The organism is Primorskyibacter flagellatus (assembly GCF_014638275.1).
Lineage (GTDB): Bacteria > Pseudomonadota > Alphaproteobacteria > Rhodobacterales > Rhodobacteraceae > Pseudooceanicola > Pseudooceanicola flagellatus_A.
Genome location: NZ_BMFJ01000001.1, coordinates 2,659,207 through 2,680,881, shown reverse-complemented (window position 1 = coordinate 2,680,881; position 21,675 = coordinate 2,659,207). Strand labels below are relative to the sequence as shown.

The 21,675-nt window shown below is 66.6% G+C and carries 20 protein-coding genes and 1 tRNA gene; 11 read left to right on the top strand and 10 right to left on the bottom strand.

What is annotated here, in order from left to right; genetic code table 11:
• Position 1 precedes the first annotated feature (1 nt).
• The 7 genes from IEV87_RS13255 to IEV87_RS13225 all read left to right on the top strand — a co-directional run bounded on the left by IEV87_RS13255 (position 2) and on the right by IEV87_RS13225 (position 8,990).
• Positions 2–163, top strand: coding sequence for a hypothetical protein (locus tag IEV87_RS13255; protein ID WP_188478133.1), 162 nt, complete (start codon positions 2–4; stop codon positions 161–163).
• Between the two features lie 113 nt (positions 164–276).
• A complete protein-coding gene (locus IEV87_RS13250) occupies positions 277–1,353 on the top strand; it encodes a branched-chain amino acid ABC transporter permease (RefSeq protein ID WP_188478132.1) in 1,077 nt (358 codons plus the stop codon).
• Between the two features lie 82 nt (positions 1,354–1,435).
• Positions 1,436–2,722 carry an ABC transporter substrate-binding protein gene (locus IEV87_RS13245; protein WP_188478131.1) on the top strand — a complete coding sequence of 429 codons (1,287 nt, stop codon included), beginning with the start codon at positions 1,436–1,438 and terminating at the stop codon, positions 2,720–2,722.
• A gap of 70 nt (positions 2,723–2,792) precedes the next feature.
• Positions 2,793–3,617 (top strand): ABC transporter ATP-binding protein, encoded by an 825-nt coding sequence (locus tag IEV87_RS13240; RefSeq protein ID WP_188478130.1) that lies wholly within the window; start codon positions 2,793–2,795, stop codon positions 3,615–3,617.
• Positions 3,618–3,649: 32 nt separating this feature from the next.
• Entirely contained in the window at positions 3,650–4,867 is a 1,218-nt protein-coding gene (locus IEV87_RS13235) for a phenylacetate--CoA ligase family protein (protein WP_188478129.1), read from the top strand.
• A 45-nt stretch (positions 4,868–4,912) separates the two neighbouring features.
• A complete protein-coding gene (locus IEV87_RS13230; RefSeq protein ID WP_188478128.1) occupies positions 4,913–6,562 on the top strand; it encodes a peptidoglycan-binding protein in 1,650 nt (549 codons plus the stop codon).
• A 97-nt stretch (positions 6,563–6,659) separates the two neighbouring features.
• Positions 6,660–8,990, top strand: coding sequence for a mechanosensitive ion channel domain-containing protein (locus tag IEV87_RS13225; protein WP_188478127.1), 2,331 nt, complete (start codon positions 6,660–6,662; stop codon positions 8,988–8,990).
• Here the strand turns inward: IEV87_RS13225 and IEV87_RS13220 are convergent, their stop codons facing one another.
• The 3 genes from IEV87_RS13220 to IEV87_RS13210 all read right to left on the bottom strand — a co-directional run bounded on the left by IEV87_RS13220 (position 8,991) and on the right by IEV87_RS13210 (position 10,144).
• Positions 8,991–9,590: a hypothetical protein gene (locus IEV87_RS13220; protein ID WP_188478126.1), complete on the bottom strand. Its 600-nt coding sequence runs from the start codon at positions 9,588–9,590 to the stop codon at positions 8,991–8,993.
• A gap of 271 nt (positions 9,591–9,861) precedes the next feature.
• A complete protein-coding gene (gene ykgO, locus IEV87_RS13215; RefSeq protein WP_090207947.1) occupies positions 9,862–9,987 on the bottom strand; it encodes a type B 50S ribosomal protein L36 in 126 nt (41 codons plus the stop codon).
• 82 nt (positions 9,988–10,069) lie between these two features.
• A tRNA-Val gene (locus tag IEV87_RS13210) sits at positions 10,070–10,144 on the bottom strand.
• Between the two features lie 146 nt (positions 10,145–10,290).
• Between IEV87_RS13210 and IEV87_RS13205 the strand changes: the two genes are divergently transcribed.
• Positions 10,291–11,148 carry an N-formylglutamate amidohydrolase gene (locus tag IEV87_RS13205; RefSeq protein ID WP_188478125.1) on the top strand — a complete coding sequence of 286 codons (858 nt, stop codon included), beginning with the start codon at positions 10,291–10,293 and terminating at the stop codon, positions 11,146–11,148.
• Between the two features lie 267 nt (positions 11,149–11,415).
• On the opposite strand, the gene ccoP is transcribed toward IEV87_RS13205, so the two are convergent.
• The 4 genes from ccoP to ccoN are packed head-to-tail and all read right to left on the bottom strand — an operon-like array spanning position 11,416 to position 14,888.
• Positions 11,416–12,276, bottom strand: coding sequence for a cytochrome-c oxidase, cbb3-type subunit III (ccoP, locus tag IEV87_RS13200; RefSeq protein ID WP_188478124.1), 861 nt, complete (start codon positions 12,274–12,276; stop codon positions 11,416–11,418).
• A gap of 1 nt (position 12,277) precedes the next feature.
• Positions 12,278–12,469: a cbb3-type cytochrome c oxidase subunit 3 gene (locus tag IEV87_RS13195; protein ID WP_188478123.1), complete on the bottom strand. Its 192-nt coding sequence runs from the start codon at positions 12,467–12,469 to the stop codon at positions 12,278–12,280.
• Between the two features lie 10 nt (positions 12,470–12,479).
• On the bottom strand, positions 12,480–13,271 hold the full coding sequence (gene ccoO / locus IEV87_RS13190; RefSeq protein WP_188478122.1) for a cytochrome-c oxidase, cbb3-type subunit II: 792 nt from the start codon (positions 13,269–13,271) through the stop codon (positions 12,480–12,482).
• 12 nt (positions 13,272–13,283) lie between these two features.
• Positions 13,284–14,888 (bottom strand): cytochrome-c oxidase, cbb3-type subunit I, encoded by a 1,605-nt coding sequence (gene ccoN / locus IEV87_RS13185; protein WP_188478121.1) that lies wholly within the window; start codon positions 14,886–14,888, stop codon positions 13,284–13,286.
• Between the two features lie 215 nt (positions 14,889–15,103).
• On the opposite strand from ccoN, the gene IEV87_RS13180 reads away from it, so the two are divergent.
• Positions 15,104–15,943, top strand: a complete 840-nt coding sequence (locus IEV87_RS13180) for a universal stress protein (protein ID WP_188478120.1) — start codon at positions 15,104–15,106, stop codon at positions 15,941–15,943.
• 58 nt (positions 15,944–16,001) lie between these two features.
• On the opposite strand, the gene IEV87_RS13175 is transcribed toward IEV87_RS13180, so the two are convergent.
• On the bottom strand, positions 16,002–17,057 hold the full coding sequence (locus tag IEV87_RS13175; RefSeq protein ID WP_188478443.1) for a glycerophosphodiester phosphodiesterase family protein: 1,056 nt from the start codon (positions 17,055–17,057) through the stop codon (positions 16,002–16,004).
• A gap of 180 nt (positions 17,058–17,237) precedes the next feature.
• Positions 17,238–17,984 (bottom strand): transcriptional regulator FnrL, encoded by a 747-nt coding sequence (gene fnrL, locus IEV87_RS13170; protein ID WP_188478119.1) that lies wholly within the window; start codon positions 17,982–17,984, stop codon positions 17,238–17,240.
• Positions 17,985–18,050: 66 nt separating this feature from the next.
• Here fnrL and hemN point away from each other — a divergent pair, with 66 nt between their 5' ends.
• The gene (hemN, locus tag IEV87_RS13165; protein ID WP_188478118.1) at positions 18,051–19,406 is read left to right on the top strand and encodes an oxygen-independent coproporphyrinogen III oxidase; all 1,356 of its coding nucleotides are present in this window, start codon (positions 18,051–18,053) and stop codon (positions 19,404–19,406) included.
• A 28-nt stretch (positions 19,407–19,434) separates the two neighbouring features.
• The gene (locus IEV87_RS13160; protein ID WP_229737559.1) at positions 19,435–20,295 is read left to right on the top strand and encodes a PhzF family phenazine biosynthesis protein; all 861 of its coding nucleotides are present in this window, start codon (positions 19,435–19,437) and stop codon (positions 20,293–20,295) included.
• A 37-nt stretch (positions 20,296–20,332) separates the two neighbouring features.
• Here IEV87_RS13160 and IEV87_RS13155 read toward each other — a convergent pair whose 3' ends face one another.
• Positions 20,333–21,670, bottom strand: coding sequence for a S41 family peptidase (locus tag IEV87_RS13155; protein WP_188478117.1), 1,338 nt, complete (start codon positions 21,668–21,670; stop codon positions 20,333–20,335).
• Positions 21,671–21,675 lie beyond the last annotated feature (5 nt).

The following is a 21,675-nucleotide window of genomic DNA, read 5'->3' as shown; positions in this document are numbered from 1 at the left end:
CATGTGGGCTTTTCCCGACGCACACGCGCTCGCGATCAACGAACTGACGGCAGAGCAGCAGCAGGACCGCCCCGCGCCGGCCAGGCCCGTCAAGGAACGGACCAAGGCGAAGGCCACCGGCGAAGACGCTCTGAACAGGGCGCTGGAAAGGGTGCAGGCATGACGACGTTCTTCCTGACGGCCCTCGCCCTGCTGGCCCTGACCGCCATCCCGACACCTTGCCGCGCCGAAGCCCCGGTGCCCGCGCGTGCTCCGAAAAACGGAAAGGTCTGAGAAATGTTCTACCGCGAAGCCGGCGACTTCAAGACAAGCTACGTCGACGATAACCAGACCTTCCCGATCAAGTTCGATCGCTGGCGCTACTATGCCGTGCTGGCCTTCGCCTTCGGCGTGGTGCCCTTCATCATCAACGACTACTGGGCCAATGCCGTCCTGCTGCCCTTCCTGATCTACGCCATCGCGGCGATCGGGCTGAACATCCTTGTCGGCTACTGCGGGCAGGTGTCGCTTGGCACCGGGGGTTTCATGGCCGTGGGCGCCTATGCGACCTACAAGCTGATGACGTCCTTCCCGGACATCAACCTGTTCTTCCACATCATCATCGCCGGGGGCATCACCGCCGTCGTCGGCGTGCTGTTCGGCCTGCCGTCCCTGCGGATCAAGGGCTTCTACCTCGCAGTTGCGACGCTGGCGGCGCAGTTCTTCCTTGTCTGGCTCTTCAACCGGGTGCCGTGGTTCTACAACTACTCCGCCTCGGGCCAGATCAACGCGCCGGAGCGCACCATCTTCGGCCATGCCATCTCCGGCCCGGCCAGCGAACCCTGGGCGGTCTACCTGTTCTGCCTCGTCTTCACCGTGGGCTGCGCGATCCTCGCCCGGAACCTCACGCGGGGAACCGTGGGGCGGAAATGGATGTCGATCCGCGACATGGACATCGCGGCGGAAATCATCGGGGTGAACCCGCTCGGCGCGAAGATCACCGCCTTCGCCGTGTCGTCCTTCTTCATCGGCATCTCGGGCGCGCTGTTCTTCGCCGTCTACCTCGGCGCGGTCGAGGTCGGAGAAGTCTACGGCATCAACAAGTCCTTCCTCGTGCTCTTCATGATCATCATCGGCGGGCTCGGCTCCATCTTCGGCAGCTTCGCGGGCGCGGCCTTCCTGGTCTGCATGCCGGTGCTGCTCAAGAACCTGCTGGTCGGCACGCTCGGCTGGCCGACCGATCTGGCCGCGCATCTGGAACTGATGATCGTCGGCCTGCTCATCATCATCTTCCTGATCGCCGAACCGCACGGGCTCGCCCAGCTCTGGCGCGTCAGCAAGGAGAAGCTCAGACTTTGGCCCTTCCCGCACTGAGGCGGGGCCGGGCTCATAACGACCGGGGAGAGGAGCCCCGGCGCATCGAAACCATCGGATAAACTAGGGAGGTACCTTACCGATGAAGACCAAGACCCTTATCACCGCAGCCGCGGCCGCCATGATGGCCGCCGCTCCGGCGCTGGCGGATCTCTACATCCCGTCGCTCACCTACCGCTCTGGCCCCTACGCCGCGAACGGCATTCCGACCGCGGACGGGTATTCCGACTATTTCACCCTGCTGCAGGAACGTGACGGCGGCATCGGCGGCGCAAAGATCGTCTTCGAGGAATGCGAAACCGGCTACAACACCGAGAAGGGCGTGGAATGTTACGAGGCGGTCAAGTCCAAGAACCCGCTGACCATCCACCCCTGGTCCACCGGGATCACCTACCAGCTGATCCCCAAGGCGACCGCCGACGGCATCCCGGTCCACTCGGTCGGCTACGGCCGGACCTCCGCCAAGAACGGTGAGGTCTTCCGCTGGATCTTCAACTACCCGGCAAACTACTGGGACGGCGCGTCCCATGCGATCAGTCACATCCTCGACCAGGAAGGCGGCGATCTGAAGGGCAAGAAGGTCGCGCTGGTCTACCACAACTCCGCCTTCGGCAAGGAGCCGATCCGGACGCTGGAAGAACTGGGCAAGATCCACGGCTATGAGCTCACCCTGCTGCCCGTCGACCACCCCGGTCAGGAACAGAAGTCGCAGTGGCTTCAGGTCCGCCGCGAAAAGCCCGACTACGTCATCATGTGGGGCTGGGGCGTGATGAACCAGGTCGCCGTGCAGGAAGCCGTGAACATCCGCTTCCCGATGGACCACTTCATCGGCATCTGGTGGTCCGGATCCGAGAACGACGTGCGTCCGGCAGGCGAAGGTGCCAACGGGTACAAGGCTCTGACGTTCAACGGTCTGGAAAAGGACTACCCGATCTTCGCGGACCTGAAGAAATACGTGCATGACGCCGGCAAGGGCGCAGGCGCGGGCGATCAGGTCGGCACGGTGCTCTACATGCGCGGTCTTTACTCGGCCCTGATGACGGCGGAAGCCATCAAGAAGGCGCAGGAGATCCACGGCACCGCGGATGTGACGCCCGCCATGGTGCGTGACGGTTACGAGAACCTCGAGATTACCGAGGCGACCTACGAGGCGCTCGGCCTGCCCGGCTTCGGCCCCGAGATCAAGGGCTCCTGCCAGAACCACGGCGGCCAGGGTCTTGGCGCGGTGTCCCAGTGGGATGCGGCGGCGGACAAGTTCGTGCTCATCACCGACTACATCGAGTCCAACCAGGACGTGATCCAGCCGCTGATCGCCGAGGACAGCCAGGCCTACGCCGACGAAACCGGCATCACGCCGAACTGCGACTGACCTGACCCCGCCCCGGCCGGCCACACACCCGGCCGGGGCACCCCCACCTTTCTGCAAGAGGACCGCCCAGATGCTGGATGCCGGACAAACCCAGGAAAAGCTCCTCGAGGTCAACAACATCGAGGTCATCTACAACCACGTGATCCTCGTGCTGAAAGGTGTTTCCCTCTCCGTTCCCAAGGGGGGCATCACCGCCCTGCTCGGCGGCAACGGGGCGGGCAAGACCACTACGCTCAAGGCGGTGTCGAACCTGCTGCATTCGGAACGCGGTGAGGTCACCAAGGGCACCATCACTTACCGCGGCGAAAGGGTCGCCAATCTCGACCCCGCCGCGCTGGTGAAGAAGGGCGTCATTCAGGTGATGGAGGGGCGCCACTGCTTCGAACACCTGACGGTTGAGGAAAACCTGCTCACCGGCTCCTACACCCGCGGTGTATCCAAGGGTGAAATCGACGCCGATCTCGAGATGGTCTACCAATATTTCCCACGCCTGAAGGAGCGGCGGAAATCCCAGGCCGGCTACACCTCGGGCGGGGAACAGCAGATGGTCGCCATCGGCCGCGCGATCATGTCCAAGCCGGAAACCGTCCTGCTCGACGAACCGTCCATGGGTCTTGCCCCGCAGCTGGTGGAACAGATCTTCGGCATCGTGAAGGACCTGAACGAGAAGGAGGGGCTGACCTTCCTTCTGGCGGAGCAGAACACCAACGTCGCCCTGCGGTTCGCCCATTACGGCTACATTCTGGAATCCGGCCGCATCGTGATGGACGGACCCGCGGCAGAGCTGCGTGAAAACCCGGATGTGAAGGAATTCTACCTTGGCATGAGCGATGAGGGGCGTAAGTCCTTTCGTGACGTGCGCTCCTATCGCCGCCGCAAGCGCTGGCTGAGCTGATGTACCATCACCGCGACCGGGAGGGCCGACCGATGACATATTTCGACACGCTGGAAACCCGCACCGCTGACGAACGGGCCGAGGCCATCTCGGGCGACCTGCCGCGCCAGATCGCCGCCGCAAAGGCCCTGCCGGGCTATGCCGGAACGCTGGCCGACGTGGACCCGGCCGCCATCCGCACCGTCGCCGACCTCGCCGCGCTGCCCGTGCTGCGCAAGTCCGACCTTGGCGCCGCCCAGAAGAAATCCGCCCCCCTCGGCGGGCTGACCACCCTGCCGACGGCCGGTTTCGCCCATATTTTCCAGTCGCCGGGACCGATCTACGAACCCGGTGGCGTCGGGCATGACTGGTGGCGCATGGGCCGCTTCCTGCACGCGGCGGGCATCGGCAAGGGCGACATCGTGCAGAACTGCTTCGGCTACCACCTGACCCCTGCCGGCATGATCTTTGAAAACGGCGCGCGCGCCGTCGGCGCGGCGGTGCTGCCCGCCGGGACCGGCCAGACCGAGCTTCAGGCCCAGGCCGCGCACGACATCGGCTGCACCGCCTATGCGGGTACGCCCGACTACCTGAAGATCATCCTCGACAAGGCCGACGAGATGGGCCTGCCGCTGAAGATCATGCGCGCCGTGGTCGGCGGCGGGGCGCTCTTCCCGTCCCTTCGCAAGGAATACGCCGACCGGGGCATCGCCTGCCTGCAAAGCTACGCCACCGCCGACCTCGGCAACATCGCCTACGAATCCGACGCCATGGAGGGCATGATCGTGGACGAGGGCGTGATCGTGGAAATCGTCACCCCCGGCACCGGCGATCCCGTCGAACCCGGTCAGGTCGGAGAGGTCGTCGTCACCACACTCAACCCCGACTACCCGCTGATCCGCTTCGCCACCGGCGACCTGTCTGCCGTGATGCCCGGGATCTCCCCCTGCGGGAGGACCAATCTGCGCATCAGGGGCTGGATGGGCCGCGCCGACCAGACAACCAAGATCAAGGGCATGTTCGTGCGCCCCGAACAGGTCGCCCAGTTCGTCGCCCGCCACTCCGAAATCCGCCGCGCCCGCGTGCTTGCGCAGCGTGAGGGAGAGATGGACGTCATGGTCGTTCAGGTCGAGGCCGAGGGCGGCGATGTTATCGACTATCAGAAGTCTGTTATTGACCTGTTGAAACTGAAGGGCCGTATCGAGGTTGTTACACCGGGTGCGCTGCCCAATGACGGCAAGGTCATAGAGGATCAGCGGACCTACGACTGAATACCGCCCGGCCCTCCGGACCGCGCGGGAAGGAGGACCGGAGACATGATCCGCAGTGCAATTGGCATCCTCGCCATCGCCGTAACCGCCTCTGCTGCCAGACCAGTCGCGGCAGAGGACCTCGCCCTCGTTCTGGTGAACTCCGACTACGCCACGCTCGACGACCTCTCCGGAGACCGTTACGCCGCGCGCTTTGAATCGGAGCTTGAGGGCGCAGGCTTCACCACATTCGCGCTGCAGGACGGAACGGCCGCCGAAACCTCCGCCATGGTTCGGGACTTTGCCGCCGCCGTGGCTGCCGACCGCGACAACCGCATCGTCATCATCCTCTCCGGCCACCTCGCCCATACCGGGGCAGAGACCTACCTGTTGGCCGAAGACGCCGGAAATCCCGACGGTTTCACCGTCGCCACCATGGGGCAGGCGCTGTCCCCGCTGTTCGCTCTCGCCGGAACCGCGCAGGGTCGCGCCGCCGTGCTTCTCGCGCCATCCGGCGACGCGGGCGACACCGGTATCGCCCTGTCCCCGGGCGGCGGAGAAATCGCCGTGCCTCAGGGCGTGGCCCGCGTGACGGGCGAGGTACGTGCGCTGTTCTCCGCCCTGCGCGACGGCCTGCTGCCCGCCGACGCGACCTATGCCAGCGCCGCCGCCCGTGCGCCGCGCGGGGTGACCTACGACGGCTTCCTGTCGTCCGCCATCGGCCTGCGCACCGGCGCGTCACCGGCGGCCCCCGGTCCGAGCCGGCCAGACCCCGGTGAATTCGCCTATTGGAACGCTGCACAGGACATCGGGTCGGAAGCGGCCCTTCGCGCCTATCTCGACCGCTACCCGGACGGCACGTTCGCCGCCGATGCCCGCGCCCGCATCGCCGCCCTGAAGGATGCCCCGCTGAAACGCGCGCAGGATGCCGAGGACGACCTTGCCCTGACCCGCGAGGCCCGCCGGGAGGTGCAGCGCTATCTGACGATCCTCGGATTCAACACGCGGGGCACCGACGGCATCTTCGGCCCCGCCACCCGCAAGGCCTTGACCGACTGGCAGTCCGCCCGCCGGTTTGGCGCCGATGGCTATCTCGACGCGCAGCAGCTCGCCACGCTCCGTTCCGAAGGCGCCGCCCGCGCCGCCGAGCTGGAGCGCGAAGCCGAAGCCCGCCGCGCGGCGGAGGAGCAGAAGGATCGCGACTACTGGGCCCGCACCGGATCGACCGGGGACAAGGCCGGGCTGCAGGCCTATCTCGACCGCTATCCCGACGGGCTCTTTGCCGATACGGCGAAGGAACGGCTCGCCCGGATTGCGCAGGCCGAACAGGACCGCGCCACCGCCGAGGCCCGCGCCGCATGGCTGCGCGCAACCGAAGCCGACACCGAGGAGGCCTACATCGCCTTCCTGCGCGCCCATCCCGACAGCCCGTTCGAGGATGCCGCCCGCCAGCGCATCACCGAACTGCGGGAGCCGCCGCGTGACGACAGCGCGGAGCGTGCGGCAGAGGCGGAGGAGGCCCGCGTCGTCGGCAATCAGGTTACCCGCCTGCTCGTCGAACGCCGCCTGCTCCAGCTCGGAATGGAGCCGGGAACCCCGGACGGCGCGTTCGATGCGGAGACCCGCCGCGCCATCCGCCGCTTCCAGAGTTCGCGTGGTATTGAGGTAACAGGCTATGTCACCCAGGCCACACTAGTGCGCCTTCTGGCCGGGTGACGCGGCGGCGGCGGCGGAAAAGCCCACGCAGAGGTTGAATCTCGGACCATCGCCTTACCTATTGGCCGGAAACACGTTTCCGACCCGCGAAGGCCCGATGCATCTTCTCAAGATTCTCCTCGTTATCCTCTTCCTCCCGCTTTCGGCCCTCGCGCAGGATGCCCCTGCAGAGCAGACCGCCGACACCCCGGCCGACAGGTCCAGCCTCGACCTGCTGCTCGACGTGATCGAGGATGACGCGGCCCGCGAGAAGCTGATCGAACAGCTGCGCGCCGCCGGTGCGACGGACGAGGTGACGCCGGATGCCATCGTCGAAGGCCTGTCCGACGGCACCCCGCCGTCGGAGAACCTGTCTTTCGGCCGCCGCATCGCGATCATCACGCAGGAGGCGGCGGAAGGACTGGCCGGGCAGGCGACCGCGCTCTGGTCGCAGCTGACCTCCGGCCCCGGCGTGCTGGACGGGCTGAGCGGCGGAGAGCTTGCCGTCCTTCTCGACGCGCTCAAGGAACTGGCCTTCGTCATCGTCGCGACCGTGGTCGTCTTCATCGGCCTGCGCCGGATCGGCAAGTCGATCTACGCCCGCATGGGGGCCTCCGCCCGTGAAGGCGGGGTGGCGCGTACCGTATCGCTCTACATCGCGTCGGGCTTCATCGACGCGCTGAACGTGGTTCTGGCGTGGGCCGCGGGCTACGCCATCGCGCTGCTTGCCCTCGGGGATTTCGGGTCGATCGGCATCCGCCAGACGCTCTACCTCAACGCCTTCCTGATCGTCGAAATGGCCAAGGTCGGACTGCGCCTTGTCCTGTCGCCTTCGGCCACGCACCTGCGCCCGCTGCCGGTATCGGACCGGGCGGCGAAATACCTGACATCGCGGCTCAGCCTGCTGGTCGGGATCGGTGGCTACGGACAGTTGCTGGTGGTGCCGATCATCAATGCCAACGTCTCCTACGCCGCCGGGCGGGCGGTCGCGGCACTCGTGGCCATTGCCGTGCTGGGCTTTGCCGTGTGGCTGGTCCTGCGCAACCGCAAGGCCGTGACCGCATGGATGCTGGACGACACGACGCCACGCCCGCCTGAATCGCCCCTGGTCGGTGACCCGATGACCGCCGTTGCGGCCGAGGCCGCGACCCCTGCAACCGACGCCGCAGGCATGGCCGATACCCTGACCGCCGACCCCAGCCCCGCCCCGCGCCGCGGCCCGCTGCACTTCATGGCGACGCACTGGCACTGGGCCGCGCTGATCTACATCTTCGCGATGTTCATGATCGTGCTGGTGCGCCCCGGCGATGCCGCGTTCCGCACCTTCGTCGCCTCGGCTCAGGTGGCGCTGATCGGGTTGCTTGGCGTGGCCATCTCCGGCGTGATCAGCCGGGCCATGGTCCGCGGCGTACACCTGCCCGAGGGCATGACCGCCCGGATGCCGCTGCTGGAAACCCGGCTGAACCGTTTTGTCCCCCGCGTGCTGTTCGTCCTGCGTCTGCTGATCTTCGCCGTTGTCGTGGCGCTGGCCCTGAACGCCATCGACCTTCTGGACCTGCGCGGCTGGCTGGCCAGCCAGATCGGCATCCGCCTGACCTCCACCCTGTTCTCCGTCGCCGCAGTGCTGCTGGTGTCTTTCGTGATCTGGCTCGCCCTGACGTCCTGGGTCGACTACCGCCTGAACCCGGAGTTCGGCCAGGTCGCCTCGGCCCGCGAGCGTACCCTGCTGACCCTGCTGCGCAACGCCGCGACCATCGCGCTCATCATCATCACGATGATGTTCGTGCTCTCCGAGATCGGGCTCGACATTGCGCCGCTGCTCGCCTCCGCCGGGGTGCTGGGCCTTGCCGTCGGTTTCGGTGCGCAGAAGATGGTGCAGGACATCATCACCGGCATCTTCATCCAGTTCGAGAACGCGATGAACGTCGGCGACGTGGTGACTGTCGGTGGCACGACCGGCACGGTCGAACGGCTGACCATCCGCTCCGTCTCCCTGCGTGACGTGTCGGGGGTGTTCCACATCATCCCCTTCTCCTCCGTCGACATGGTGTCGAACTACATGCGCGACTACGGCTACTTCGTCGCCGACATGGGCGTCGCCTACCGCGAGAGCGTGGATGAGGTGAAACAGGCCATGCTCGACGCCTTCGAGGAGCTGCGCTCCGATCCCGACACCGGCGCCAAGATTATGTCCGACATGGAATGGTTCGGCGTGCAGTCCCTGGCCGACAGCGCCGTCGTCTGCCGCGCTCGGATCAAGTGTGTGCCGGGTACACAGTGGGGCGTGGGGCGGACCTACAACGAGATCTGCAAGAAGGTCTTCGACGCCCGCAACATCGAGATCCCCTTCCCGCACCAGACGATCTATCTTGGCGAATCCAAGGACGGGAAGACCCAGACCTTCCACATCGATGCGGGCAACACCGGCGCCGAAGCGGCCGGGGCCTGATCAGCGGCGACGGCGGCGCAGCCCGGCAAGGGCAGCCGCCGAGGATGCCAGCAACAGCAGGCCGGGCGGCAACGGCACGACACCGGGCGAGGACGGATCGCCATCCGACGGCGTCGTGTCCTCTCCGGCCCCGGCAGAGGAACCGCCGGACAGCTGCGGCAGCGAGCCGAAGCCACCGCCCCCTCCGCCACCGCCGCCGAAGCCGCGCCGGCTGGACGCGCCGGGCCCCTCGGGCCTGCGCGACGAACCGCCGCCCGACCGGGCCTCCGGACCGGAAGCGCCCGGCACCGTCCCTTCGAGCACGATCTTGTAATAGCCCGACGGCCCGACCACCACGCCACCAGTGCCGCCGTCGCGCCGTGCGCCACGGAACAGCGCGTCGAACAGCCACTCCGGTCCGGGTCTGAGCATGTGCGACGGCTGCCAGGTCCAGGTCAGGAGGTCACCGGCGGCGGCGCCGAACAGGGTCCGGTCCGCGTTTCCGGGGACGTCGATCAGCTCTCCGGCCTCAAGCGGCGCCGGCGGACGGGTCGAGGCCGTCGCGATCAGGGGGAAAAGCGCCAGTGCAAGGGCGGGGGCAAGGATGCGGGCCGCAAGCATGATCGGCTCCAATATTTACAAAAGATTAAACATTGGAGCCCATGCGTTCGCACAGCGTCAAATTTTTAGGCGTACTGTACACAAATGGGGCAAAATTCAGGCGAGACCCGCGCATTGTCAGGGAATCTCCGCCATAATCTGGCCCGATTTCCCTTTGCCCCGACTGCGGTCACGAAAACGGCGCCTGCGCGGCGGACCCGATTCTCAATGAAGATACCCAAACAAAAAGCCGCCCCGGAGGGCGGCCTTCAGTGTCGTGATGTCGCTGGTCTCAGCCCTGGCGGGCTTTGAACTTCCGCTGCGTCTTGTTGATCACATAGACGCGGCCCTTGCGGCGCACGATCCGGCAATCGCGGTGGCGCTGCTTCAGCGAGCGGAGCGAGTTACGGACCTTCATCGGCCATCTCCTTCTTCGCGGCGCGGCGAGCGCCTGATTCGCAATCTGACCCGAGACCTTGCAGCCTTGGGCCGGTGAAACATGGTGGGCGGTACAAGGATCGAACTTGTGACCCCTTCGATGTCAACGAAGTGCTCTACCGCTGAGCTAACCGCCCATGTCCCTGCGCTGGTCCGCCCCCTTCAAGCAAAAGGGGCGCGGGGGTCCCGCGCCGGTTCGCGTGTCTATAATAAGAGTCGGGAGGGGGATCAAGCCTTTTGGCGGTGAAAGTTTTTGCGCTATGCTGCGGCGATCGGAAGGCCCATGACGACACCCGGATTCGACCTGTACCTGCCCGCGCGGTTGACCACCTCGGTGGTCTTCGCATCCCCGCATTCGGGCTGCGACTACACGGACTCTTTCCGCGCTGCATCCGTTCTCGACGACCGCGCGATCCGGTCCTCCGAAGATGCCTTCGTCGACCGTTTGTTCATGTCCGCAGTGGACCACGGCGCGCCTCTGCTCGCCGCCCGCGTGCCGCGCGCCTTTGTCGACCTGAACCGCGGGGCGGACGAACTCGACAGTTCGGTGGTGGAGGGCGTCCGGCGCGGCGGGCACAATCCGCGTATCGCCTCCGGCCTCGGGGTCATCCCCCGCGTGGTGTCCAACGGACGCGCGATCTATCGCGGCCGCATCCCGCTGTCCGAGGCGCAGGCCCGCCTGACCCGCTACTGGCACCCCTATCACCGCGCGCTGCAGTCCCGGATCGTCACCGCGCAAGAGATGTTCGGCGAGGCGATCCTGATCGACTGCCACTCCATGCCGCACGAGGCGGTGGACTGTGTCGTACGCTCCGGCGCGCGCCGTCCCGACGTGGTGCTGGGCGACCGGTTCGGCGCCTCCGCCTCCACCGCCGTGGTCGGAGAGATCGAGGCCATCCTGACCCGCGCCGGACTCGCCGTCGCCCGCAACGCGCCCTTCGCCGGGGCTTTCGTCACCCAGCACTACGGCCGACCCTCGCGCCGCCAGCACGCGGTGCAGATCGAGATCGACCGCGCGCTCTACATGGATGAACGCACGATCACCCCTCGCCCGGATTTCGAGGAATTCCGCAAGGTGATCGAAGCCGTCATCGCCGAAGTGACGGAGATCGGCCGCGCCCTGCCGCTGGCGGCGGAATAACGCGGCGTTCCCCTCACCCCGGCCCTTTCCCCCGAGGGGAGAGGGATCCGCGATGGCTCGGGTGGTGGCGGAAGTGCTGCCAATCCGAAAGCCGTGATCCTCCGGTCAAGCCCGAGGATGACACCCGCCCAAGTGGTAGCAGACACGCCGGACCCGGACCCGATACCGCCGATAGCGAATGAAAACCGGCCCATCCGGGAGACGCGGGAGGCGCGGACGGGCCGGTGCAAGCCCCCTCTGGTCGGCGGGGGAGCCGTGGGGCAGGGGCTATTCGCCCCCGCCAAGCTGATGCACATAGGCGGAAACCGCGCGGATCTGCGCCTCGCTCAGACGCGGACCCCAGGCGGGCATGACCCCGAAGCGGGCATTGCTCACCGTTTCGATCAGGGTCGGATAGTCCCCGCCGTAAAGCCAGATCGCATCCGCCAGGTTCGGCGCCCCCTGGTCGCGGTCGCCCGTCCCGTTCTCGCCGTGACAGGAGGCGCAGTTGTCGGCAAAAACCACCGCCCCGGCCGCGACCTGCCCCGCGTCCACCGGCGTACCCGACAGGGACATGACGTAGTTCACCACCGCCTCGATGTCGCCCTTCTCGAGCAGGTCGTCCCGCCCGAACGCCGGCATCTCGGAATAGCGCGGATCGTCGCCCTCCTCGTTGCGCACGCCGTTGGCGATGGTTTGGTGGATCGCCTCCATGTCGCCACCCCAGAGCCAGTCGTCGTCCAGCAGGTTGGGATACCCCTTGGCCCCCGCCGCGCCCGACCCGTGGCATTGCGCACACCAGGTCATGAAAACCGCACCGCCCGCCGAAACGGCATACTGGTTCAGCTCCGGGTCCCCCGCGATGTCCGTCAGGGGAACCGAGGCGAGCCGGTCGTTGATCGCCGCGTTGGATTGCGCCACCGCGTCAATTTCTGCCGCGACTTCCCCACGGGTCGAATAGCCCAGCACCCCGCCGGTCGCCCGGCTGATCATCGGCCAGGCCGGGTAGGCAATGGTATAGCCGATGCCCCAGACGATACAGGCGTAGAAGGTCCACAGCCACCATCGGGGCAGGGGGGTGTTCAGCTCCTCGATCCCGTCCCAGCTGTGGCCGGTCGTGCCGTGCTGCTTTCTCAGATCGTCGCTCATCTCAGACCTCCTTGCCGGCATCCGCGCCGGCGGCAGGTTTCGTTTCGTTGCGGAAGGGGATCGCGGCGGTATCGCGGTAGGTCCGCCGGGACCCGGGCCGCAACACCCAGAGCACGCAGGCCCCGAAGAAGGTGAACATCGCCAGCAGCATCCAGCTGTCCGCGAATTCTCTGAGCAGAGAATAGGTGTTCATGATCGCCCCCTTACCGGCTGGCGTCGGGCGTGAAGGTCGAGAAATCGACCAGCGTCCCGAGCATCTGGAGATAGGCCACCAGCGCATCCATTTCGGACACCCCCGGCTTGCCGTCGAAGTTGCGCACCTGCGCGCTCTCGCCATAGCGGCCCTGCAACCCGTCGTAGTCCTTGTCGGGATCGGCCTGTACGGCAAAGTCCGACTGCGCGTTCTCCAGCATCTCCTCCGTGTAGGGGACGCCGACGAAGGCATGGGTCGCCATCAGGTCCTGCACGTAGCGCCCGTCGATCAGGGTATCCTCGAGGAAGCCGTACTTCGGCATCACCGATTCCGGCACCACCGACTGCGGATCGCGCAGGTGATCGACATGCCATTCGTCCGAATAGCGTCCGCCGACCCGCGCCAGGTCCGGCCCGGTCCGCTTCGATCCCCACTGGAACGGATGGTCGTACTTGCTCTCCGCCGCCAGCGAATAGTGGCCGTAGCGCTCCACCTCGTCCCGCATCGGGCGGATCATCTGGGAATGGCAGACGTAGCAGCCCTCCCGGATGTAGATGTCCCGGCCTGTCAGTTCCAGCGGGGTGTAGGGGCGCATGCCCTCCACGTCCTCGATGGTGTTTTCCAGGTAGAACAGGGGGGCGATCTCCACGATCCCGCCCACGGTGACCACGGCGAAGGACAGGGCGAGCAGCAGCGTCGCGTTCTTCTCGAGCACCTTGTGCCGGTCGAGGAAGGAGCGCCGTTTCGGCCGGTCGCCGATCCCCGTCGCCGAAGCCGGTAGGGGGTCTTTTTCAAGTGCCATTGTCAGGTCTCCTTATTCCGCGGGCACGAGGCCGTTGGCGCTGGCTTCTTCCGGCTGACGGCGCACCGTCAGCCACAGGTTCACGCACATGATGATCGCGCCGGTCAGGTACATGACCCCGCCGAGGCCCCGCACCACGTACATCGGAAACTTCGCGGCAACCGTGTCGGCGAAGGAGTTCACGAGGAACCCGTTGGCATCCACCTCGCGCCACATCAGGCCTTCCATGATGCCGGTCACCCACATCGACGCCGCGTAGAGAACGATGCCGATGGTGGCGAGCCAGAAGTGCCAGTTCACCAGCTTCAGCGAATAGACTTCCGCCCGGTTCCACAGCTTGGGCACGAGGAAGTAGAGCGCCCCGAAGGTGATCATCCCGTTCCAGCCAAGCGCGCCGGAATGCACGTGCCCGATGGTCCAGTCGGTGTAATGCGACAGCGAGTTGACCGCGCGGATCGACATCATCGGGCCCTCGAAGGTCGACATGCCGTAGAAGCCGACGGCGATCACCATCATCCGGATCACCGGATCGGTGCGCAGCTTGTCCCAGGCCCCCGACAGCGTCATCAGCCCGTTGATCATCCCGCCCCAGGACGGCATCCACAGCACGACCGAGAACACCATCCCGAGGGTCGAGGCCCAGTCGGGCAGGGCGGTGTAGTGCAGGTGGTGCGGCCCGGCCCAGATGTAGAGGAAGATCAGCGCCCAGAAGTGGATGATCGACAGCTTGTAGGAATAGACCGGCCGCTCAGCGCGCTTCGGAATGAAGTAGTACATCATTCCCAGGAACCCGGCCGTCAGGAAGAAGCCGACGGCGTTATGCCCGTACCACCACTGGGTCATGGCATCCTGCACGCCCGCGAAGACCTGCACCGATTTGGACCCGAACAGCGACACCGGGACGGAGAGGTTGTTGACCACGTGCAGCATCGCTACGGTCACGATGAAGGACAGGAAGAACCAGTTGGCCACGTAGATGTGGCGTTCCTTCCGCATGATGATCGTGCCGAGGAACACGGCGAGGTAGGCAACCCAGACAACCGTCAGCCACAGGTCGATATACCACTCGGGCTCTGCGTATTCCTTGGACTGCGACCCGCCCAGCACATAGCTCAGCGCCGCCAGCACGATGAACAGGTTATAGCCCCAGAACACGAACCAGGCGAGGTTGCCGCCCCAGAGCCGCGTCGCCGACGTCCGCTGCACCACGTAGAAGGAGGTGCAGATCAGCGCGTTCCCCCCGAAGGCGAAGATCACCGCCGAGGTATGCAGCGGACGCAGGCGCCCGAAGTTCGCCATCCCCTGCGCCCAGTCGAAATTAAGCGCCGGAAAGGCCAGCTGGAAGGCGATGACCACCCCGACAAGGAACCCGACCACCCCCCAGAAGGCCGTGGCGATCACGCCGTAGCGGACGACATCGTCCATGTATTCGCCCGAGACGTCACGCACGGGGCGCTCCTCTCCGGTCATCCGCAGCGTGTAGAGGAACAGGCCGCCGGCGGTCAGCATGACCACAAGCGCGTTCACCATATACGCCAGATCGCGCGCATGGTTGGCCGCGATTGCCGCGAATAGGGCAATCAGGCCAAGCGCGATGAGCTTCAGTGTATCTGTCATGTCGCGTCCCTTCGTCCGTTCGGCGTCGGGAATCGGGCATCCCGCGCCCGGCCGCATCCGGCCGTGTTGACGCCCCGCTTATCGGCGCTGCGCCGACCGGCGGCCTTGATCTGCGTCAAGTTTTTCCGCCGCTGGATTTGACCCTGGTCAAGGCGCGCGTCCCCCGGAGGGCGCAGGCTGTCCGGCATACCGGAACCCCGCCCGAGGAGGACGACATGACCCTGAAGACCCTCTCAACGATCCTGACCGACAAGACACTGGCCGCGCCGGTGCTGGAGGCCGCGGCCGCCATGGCGCATCGCCACGAGGCCCATCTCGACGTGCTGTGTCTGGGTGTCGACCGCAGCCAGATGGGCTATTACTACGCCGGGGCCAACGCCCTGATCCTGCAGGAGGCCATCACCCGCGCTGGCGAGGAGGCGGAGGAGCTGGAGGCCGAGGCGCAGCGCATCCTGTCGCGGACCGAGGCCACCTGGGGCACCGACACCGGCGTCTGCCAGCTGACCGACCTGTCGCGCCACGTGGCCCTGCACGCGCGTTTCTCGGACCTCGTGATCCTGCCGAAACCCTACGGAAAATCGCGTGGGGTTGAGATGGAGCCGCTGACCGAAGCCGCGATGTTCGGCGGCCGCGCCCCCGCTCTGGTCCTGCCCGACCGCGCGGACCTGTCCGCCACGCCGAAGCGTGCGCTGCTCTGCTGGAACGAAAGCGCCGAGGCGCTGTCTGCCATCCGCGCCGCCCTGCCGCTGCTGAGAGAGGCGGAGTCGGTGCAGATCGTCGTCATCGATCCGCCGGTGCACGGCCCCGGCCGCTCCGACCCCGGAGGGCAGCTCGCCGCCTGGCTGTCGCGTCACGGCATCCGCCCCGACATCGACGTGCTGGCCCGCACCATGCCCCGTGTCTCGGACGTGATCCGCCGCCATGCCACCGACACCGGGGCCGATCTGATCGTGATGGGCGCCTACGGCCACTCCCGCTTCCGCGAGTCGATCCTTGGCGGTGCGACTCGCGACATGCTCGAGGAAACCGGCGTCCCGGTCCTCATGGCCCACTGACGGGACCGCCCGCCGGGGCGGAGACCGGAGGCCGCCACGCGGCCTCCGGTCCCGTGGTTCAGGCCGTCCGGCGGCGGCGCAACAGGGCCAGCGCCCCGAACCCGCCCGCCAGCAGCGGCAGGCCTGCCGGAACCGGCACGGCGTTCAGTTCGTGCGCCTCGAGGAATTCCACCGCCAGCAGGGAATAGTCGGTGAAGAACCCGTCCATCCCGGCTTCGAGCCACGGCAGGAACTGCTCCTCCGCCGCTTCCGCTGTGGTCGGACGGAACGTCCAGCCATGAACCTGCAGACCGAGGGCATGCGCTTCGGCGATGAACTCCGCGCTCAGCGCACCGCCCAGGCTGACGCCCAGCCCGTCGACGAACAGCGCCAGGTCGCTCAGCAGGTTGGAGGTGCGCGTGGTGGAGTCGTAAAGCGCGTAACCCTCCGGCGTCAGCTGCGCGTAACCAAGGGCGGCGATGGCATTGTCCATGCCAAGGATGTCCTGCATCAGGGACAGCTGCCGCGCGCCTTCGTGACTGAAGGTCTGGATGAAGCTGTTGTCGGACCGGTCGGTGAACCCGTGGGACTGCATCTCCTCGAGGATCTGCGCATTCATCGCGAAACTGTTCGGCGTCTTGGCCTCGGGATAGATCCCGATCTTCGCGCCCGAAGTTGTGTTGTGCGCGTTCACGAACTCCATCACCTCGGCAAAGGTCGGCACGGTGAAGGGATCGGACATGCTCGGCGTGTAGCCCGGATAGCTGGTCGACGCGGTGCGGGTCGGTTCGACCGTCAGCGTCTTGATCTCGGCTAGGGTGAAATCGGACACACGATAGCCACCGTTGCGGGGCGCGAACAGGTCCTCGACGTTGGTCGTCCGGGTCAGCGTGCTGTCGTGCATCGCGACAAGCACACCGTCGCGGGTGGTCTGAAGGTCAGGTTCGACGACATCCGCGCCCATCCGGATCGCGAGCTCATAGGCGCCAAGCGTATGTTCGGGCAGGTAGCCGCTGGCACCGCGATGCGCGATCACCAGGGGCGCCTGGCCGGAGAGCGTGTTGTAGGTGGCAGCAAAGGCAGGAGTCGTCAGCGCAAGCGCAATGACAGTCCCGGCAACAAGATTGCGGGTCATCAGGTTTCCCTTGTTTTTGTTGTGTCTGGAGGGGCGCTGTTTGCCCCCGCGGCAAGGGCTAGGACGGTTTTGCGACGTCCAGGTCAACGTACCCGCATATCTTTGTGACAGGCCCCGCAAAGGCGGACCGGCAGATACGCAACGGTGCGGTCGGCGCGCACTGCCCGGCCTGGATGACGCTCAGACCGGCAGGCCGCCGTCGCTGTCGTCGCCGGCCTCTTCCAAAAGACGTTCCATGTCGGGGATCAGGATGCGGCGCTTGCCGTCCAGCACGATCACCCCGTCGCGCTTGAGCGCAGAGACCTGCCGGCTCACCGTTTCCAGCGTCAGGCCGAGGTAATCCGCCATTGCCTCCCGCGTCAGCGGCAGGTCGATCGCGACCCCGTCGTCGGCGGCCTGCTGTTCCAGAAGCGTGCTGCGCCGCGCGATGATCGACAGGAGTGAGGCGATCTTTTCCCGCGCCGTCTTGCGGCCGAGAACCAGCATCCATTCCCGCGCCGCGTCCAGTTCGTCGAGCGTCATCTGGAGCAGGCGGTGCGCGACATGCGGTGTCTCCTCCATCATCCGTTCGAACGGCTTGCGGCGGAAACAGCACATCACCACCTCCGTCGTCGCGGTGACGTCATAGGCCGATCCCTCGCGCCCCGGCCGCCCGACGAAATCCGAGGGCAGCAGCAGCCCGACCATCTGGGTGCGCCCGTCCTCCATCGTCTGGGTCAGCGTGGCGATCCCCTTGACCACGGAGCCGACGAAATCCATCCGGTCGCCGGACCAGATGATGTGCTGCCCGGCCTCGTAGGTGCGGTAGTACTTCATCTCCTCCAGCCGCGAGAGCTCGTCGCTGTCACAGCGCGCGCAGACCGCCCGGTGCCGGATCGGGCAGGCCGAACAGCCCTCTTTCGCCATCAGTGTGTCGGACAGAAGCATGTGCCCCTTCTCTGCGCTTGATCTGGGTCAAGGAAAGGACCTGCCCCTTGCCCCATTCATACCGCCATGAGCAACGCTGTACAACTTTCCCGACTTGGCCTGTTCGATGCCAGGGTGCCCCGCTACACCAGCTATCCGACCGCCCCGCAGTTCGGCGGAGGCGTGGATGCGGCGCGGTTTGCCGACTGGATCGGTGCGATACCCGAAGGGGCGGAGATCTCGCTCTACCTGCATGTGCCCTTCTGCCGCAGGCTCTGCTGGTTCTGCGCCTGCCGCACGCAGGGCACGGCGACTCTGTCGCCGGTGGCGTCCTATGTCGAAACGCTGAAGCTGGAACTGGCGCTGCTGGCACGGCACCTGCCCCGGGGCGTGCGTCTGTCTCGCCTGCACTGGGGCGGGGGCACGCCGACCCTGCTGGAACCCGGGATGGTGCGCGACCTCGCAGGGGCGATCCGCGACGTCGCGCCCTTCGCCCCCGGCTACGAATTTTCCGTCGAGATCGACCCGAACGAAATCGACGCTCCCCGCCTCGACACCCTTGCCGGGGCGGGCATGAACCGCGCCTCCGTCGGGGTGCAGGACTTTGACCCCGCGATCCAGTCCAGCATCGGCCGCGACCAGAGCTACGAGGTCACCCGCGACGCCATCGACGCCATCCGCGCCGCCGGGGTTACCAGCCTGAACGCCGACATCCTGTTCGGCCTGCCGCATCAGACACCGGTGAAGATCACCGACTCCGTGCAGAAACTGCTGTCGCTCTCCCCGGACCGGGTGGCGCTCTACGGCTATGCCCACGTGCCCTGGATGGCGCGGCGGCAGTCCATGTTGCCCTCGGAGGCCCTGCCGACCCCGACGGAACGCATGGCGCTGGACGAAACCGCCCGCCGCCTGTTTCTCTGGGACGGATACCTGCCGATCGGCATCGACCATTTTGCGCAGCCGGACGACGGGCTGGCCATCGCCCGGAATAACGGGAAGCTGAGACGCAATTTCCAGGGCTACACCGACGATCCGGCCGACGTGCTGATCGGTGTCGGCGCCTCGGCCATTTCGCGCTTTCCGCAGGGCTACGCGCAGAACGCCGCCGCCACCTCCGCCCATGTCGGAGCGATCCGCGACGGGCGCTTCTCCACCGCGCGGGGCCATGTCTTTGCCCGCGACGATCTGCTGCGCGGCCGGATCATCGAGGCGCTGATGTGTGACTTCACCGTCCGCACAGACGACTTGGGCCGACGTTTCCGCCTGCACCCGGACACGGCGCTGCAGATGTTCGAACGGGCGAACGCCCGCTTCGACGGTCTGCTGCGCGTGACGCCGGACGGGCTGACCATCCCCGAAGACCTGCGCGTCCTGACCCGGCTCGTCGCGCGCGCCTTCGATGCCTATGACATGACCGGGGCCCGACACTCCTCTGCCATCTGACACACGGCGGGTTGCGCCGGCCGGGGACATGCGCATTCTGGCCCCCGACAGTCAGACCGGGGGTCCCATGGAGCGCTACAGGTTCACGCAGCTCGATGTCTTCTCCTCCCGTGCGCTCGGGGGAAATCCGCTTGCCGTCGTGCATGACGCGGGCGGGCTGGAGGAGGCACAGATGGCGCGCTTTGCCAATTGGACCAACCTGTCCGAAACGACCTTCCTGCTGCCGCCGCCCCAAGGCGCGGACTATGCCGTGCGCATCTTCACCCCGGCGCGCGAACTGCCCTTCGCCGGGCATCCGACGCTCGGTTCCTGTCAGGCCTGGCTCGACGCAGGCGGGCAGCCGCAGGGGGACATCATCCTCCAGCACTGCGCCGCCGGTCAGGTGCCGGTCCGCCGCGACGGGTCCAGGCTGGCGTTCCGCGCCCCGCCGCTCCTGCGCTCCGGACCGGCAGCAGAGGACACCCGCGCCGCCGCTTGCCGGGCCCTGTCGCTTGAGGAGTCGCAGGTCGCCGCTGCCGAGTGGATCGACAATGGTCCGGGCTGGCTTGGTCTGCTGCTGAAGGACGTGGAGGTGCTGCGCGCCATCGTCCCGGACTACGCCGCCTTCAACGGTCTCAAGCTGGGTGTCGTTGCACCCGCCGGGGCGGACGATCCCTGCCAGTTCGAATTGCGCGCCTTTACCGGCGCCTACGAGGATCCGGTGACCGGGTCGCTCAACGCCGGGGTCGCGCAGTGGCTGATCGGATCGGGGATCGCGACGGGCGACTACATCGCGGCACAGGGCCACGCCCTTGGCCGCGAGGGCCGTATCCACATCACCACGGATGGCAGCGACATCTGGGTCGGCGGAGAGGTCGCGTCCCGGATCACCGGAACGCTGGAGATCTAGCCCGGCCTCCGAAGCGGCGGGGGGCCGGGTCAGGCCATTACGGCTTGAGCGCGTGCAGGCCTTTCAGGATGTCGATGGCATAGGCCAGCTGGTAGTCCTCGTCCCGCATCTTGGCAGAGGCCTCTGCCGCGGCGCGCTCTTCCTCGATCTGCCGGATTTCGTCCTCGGACAGGCTGTCGTTGTTCAGCGCGCCGCGAAGCTCCGCCTCCGACCGGCCACGGCGGGCGGGCGAGGTATCCTCCTCCGCCTCCTCGTCTTCCGGGACCCGGCGCGGCTGTTCCACCACGATGTCAGGCGACACGCCAAGCGCCTGGATCGACCGGCCCGACGGCGTGTAGTAACGCGCCGTTGTCAGGCGCATCGCCCCGTCCCCGCGCAGCGGCATGACCGTCTGCACCGATCCCTTGCCGAAGGACTTGGTGCCCACGACGATGGCGCGGCGGTGATCCTGCAACGCCCCCGCGACGATTTCCGACGCCGAGGCCGAGCCGCCGTTGATCAGCACCACGATCGGCTTGCCGTCGATCAGGTCGCCTTCGGTCGCGTTGAACCGTTCGCCGTCCTGCGGGTTCCGGCCCCGGGTCGACACGATTTCCCCCTTCTCGAGGAAGGTATCCGCCACCTTGATGGCCTGGGTCAGCAGACCGCCGGGGTTGTTACGCAGGTCAAGCACGATGCCGTTCACGTTGTCCATGCCGCCGGCCGCTTCGATTTCCTTCTGCAGCCCCTCGACAAGGTTCGGCGTGGTCTGGTCGTTGAAGGTGGTCACGCGGGCCACGATGGCGTGGCTTTCGGTCCGCACGCGGGCCGCCGTCAGCTTGATCGTGTCGCGGATGATCGACAGGTCGAACGGCTCTGCCTCACCCTCGCGCACGATGGTCACCACGATTTCCGACCCGACCGGGCCGCGCATCATGTCCACCGCCTCGTCCAGCGTCAGGCCCAGAAGGCTTTCGCCGTCCACATGGGTGATGAAGTCCCCGGCCTCGACCCCCGCCTCGTCGGCGGGCGTGCCGTCCATCGGGGACACGACCTTAACAAAGCCTTCTTCCTGCGTCACCTCGATGCCGAGCCCGCCGAATTCGCCCCGCGTCTGCACCCGCATCTGCGTCGCATCCTCGGGCGAAAGATAGCTGGAATGCGGGTCGAGGGAGGTCAGCATCCCGTCGATCGCGGCCTCGATCAGCTTGGAGGGTTCGACCTCCTCGACATACTGCGCGCGGATCCGTTCGAAGATGTCCCCGAAAAGGTCGAGCTGTTCGTAGACGCTGCTGTTCTTCGCCGTGTCCTGTGCCAGAAGCGGCCCGGCGACCTGCGTCGAACCGAGAAGCCCGGCCGTCACCCCGACGATGCCCGCCACGATATGCTTTTTCATGCTCA

Excerpts from the sequence above, each read along its gene's own strand:
- IEV87_RS13255 (WP_188478133.1), top strand. The coding sequence starts at position 2 with ATGTGGGCTTTTCCCGACGCACACGCGCTCGCGATCAACGAACTGACG.
- IEV87_RS13250 (WP_188478132.1), top strand. The coding sequence starts at position 277 with ATGTTCTACCGCGAAGCCGGCGACTTCAAGACAAGCTACGTCGACGAT.
- IEV87_RS13245 (WP_188478131.1), top strand. The coding sequence starts at position 1,436 with ATGAAGACCAAGACCCTTATCACCGCAGCCGCGGCCGCCATGATGGCC.
- IEV87_RS13240 (WP_188478130.1), top strand. The coding sequence starts at position 2,793 with ATGCTGGATGCCGGACAAACCCAGGAAAAGCTCCTCGAGGTCAACAAC.
- IEV87_RS13235 (WP_188478129.1), top strand. The coding sequence starts at position 3,650 with ATGACATATTTCGACACGCTGGAAACCCGCACCGCTGACGAACGGGCC.
- IEV87_RS13230 (WP_188478128.1), top strand. The coding sequence starts at position 4,913 with ATGATCCGCAGTGCAATTGGCATCCTCGCCATCGCCGTAACCGCCTCT.
- IEV87_RS13225 (WP_188478127.1), top strand. The coding sequence starts at position 6,660 with ATGCATCTTCTCAAGATTCTCCTCGTTATCCTCTTCCTCCCGCTTTCG.
- IEV87_RS13220 (WP_188478126.1), bottom strand. The coding sequence starts at position 9,590 with ATGCTTGCGGCCCGCATCCTTGCCCCCGCCCTTGCACTGGCGCTTTTC.
- ykgO (WP_090207947.1), bottom strand. The coding sequence starts at position 9,987 with ATGAAGGTCCGTAACTCGCTCCGCTCGCTGAAGCAGCGCCACCGCGAT.
- IEV87_RS13205 (WP_188478125.1), top strand. The coding sequence starts at position 10,291 with ATGACGACACCCGGATTCGACCTGTACCTGCCCGCGCGGTTGACCACC.
- ccoP (WP_188478124.1), bottom strand. The coding sequence starts at position 12,276 with ATGAGCGACGATCTGAGAAAGCAGCACGGCACGACCGGCCACAGCTGG.
- IEV87_RS13195 (WP_188478123.1), bottom strand. The coding sequence starts at position 12,469 with ATGAACACCTATTCTCTGCTCAGAGAATTCGCGGACAGCTGGATGCTG.
- ccoO (WP_188478122.1), bottom strand. The coding sequence starts at position 13,271 with ATGGCACTTGAAAAAGACCCCCTACCGGCTTCGGCGACGGGGATCGGC.
- ccoN (WP_188478121.1), bottom strand. The coding sequence starts at position 14,888 with ATGACAGATACACTGAAGCTCATCGCGCTTGGCCTGATTGCCCTATTC.
- IEV87_RS13180 (WP_188478120.1), top strand. The coding sequence starts at position 15,104 with ATGACCCTGAAGACCCTCTCAACGATCCTGACCGACAAGACACTGGCC.
- IEV87_RS13175 (WP_188478443.1), bottom strand. The coding sequence starts at position 17,057 with ATGACCCGCAATCTTGTTGCCGGGACTGTCATTGCGCTTGCGCTGACG.
- fnrL (WP_188478119.1), bottom strand. The coding sequence starts at position 17,984 with ATGCTTCTGTCCGACACACTGATGGCGAAAGAGGGCTGTTCGGCCTGC.
- hemN (WP_188478118.1), top strand. The coding sequence starts at position 18,051 with ATGAGCAACGCTGTACAACTTTCCCGACTTGGCCTGTTCGATGCCAGG.
- IEV87_RS13160 (WP_229737559.1), top strand. The coding sequence starts at position 19,435 with ATGCGCATTCTGGCCCCCGACAGTCAGACCGGGGGTCCCATGGAGCGC.
- IEV87_RS13155 (WP_188478117.1), bottom strand. The coding sequence starts at position 21,670 with ATGAAAAAGCATATCGTGGCGGGCATCGTCGGGGTGACGGCCGGGCTT.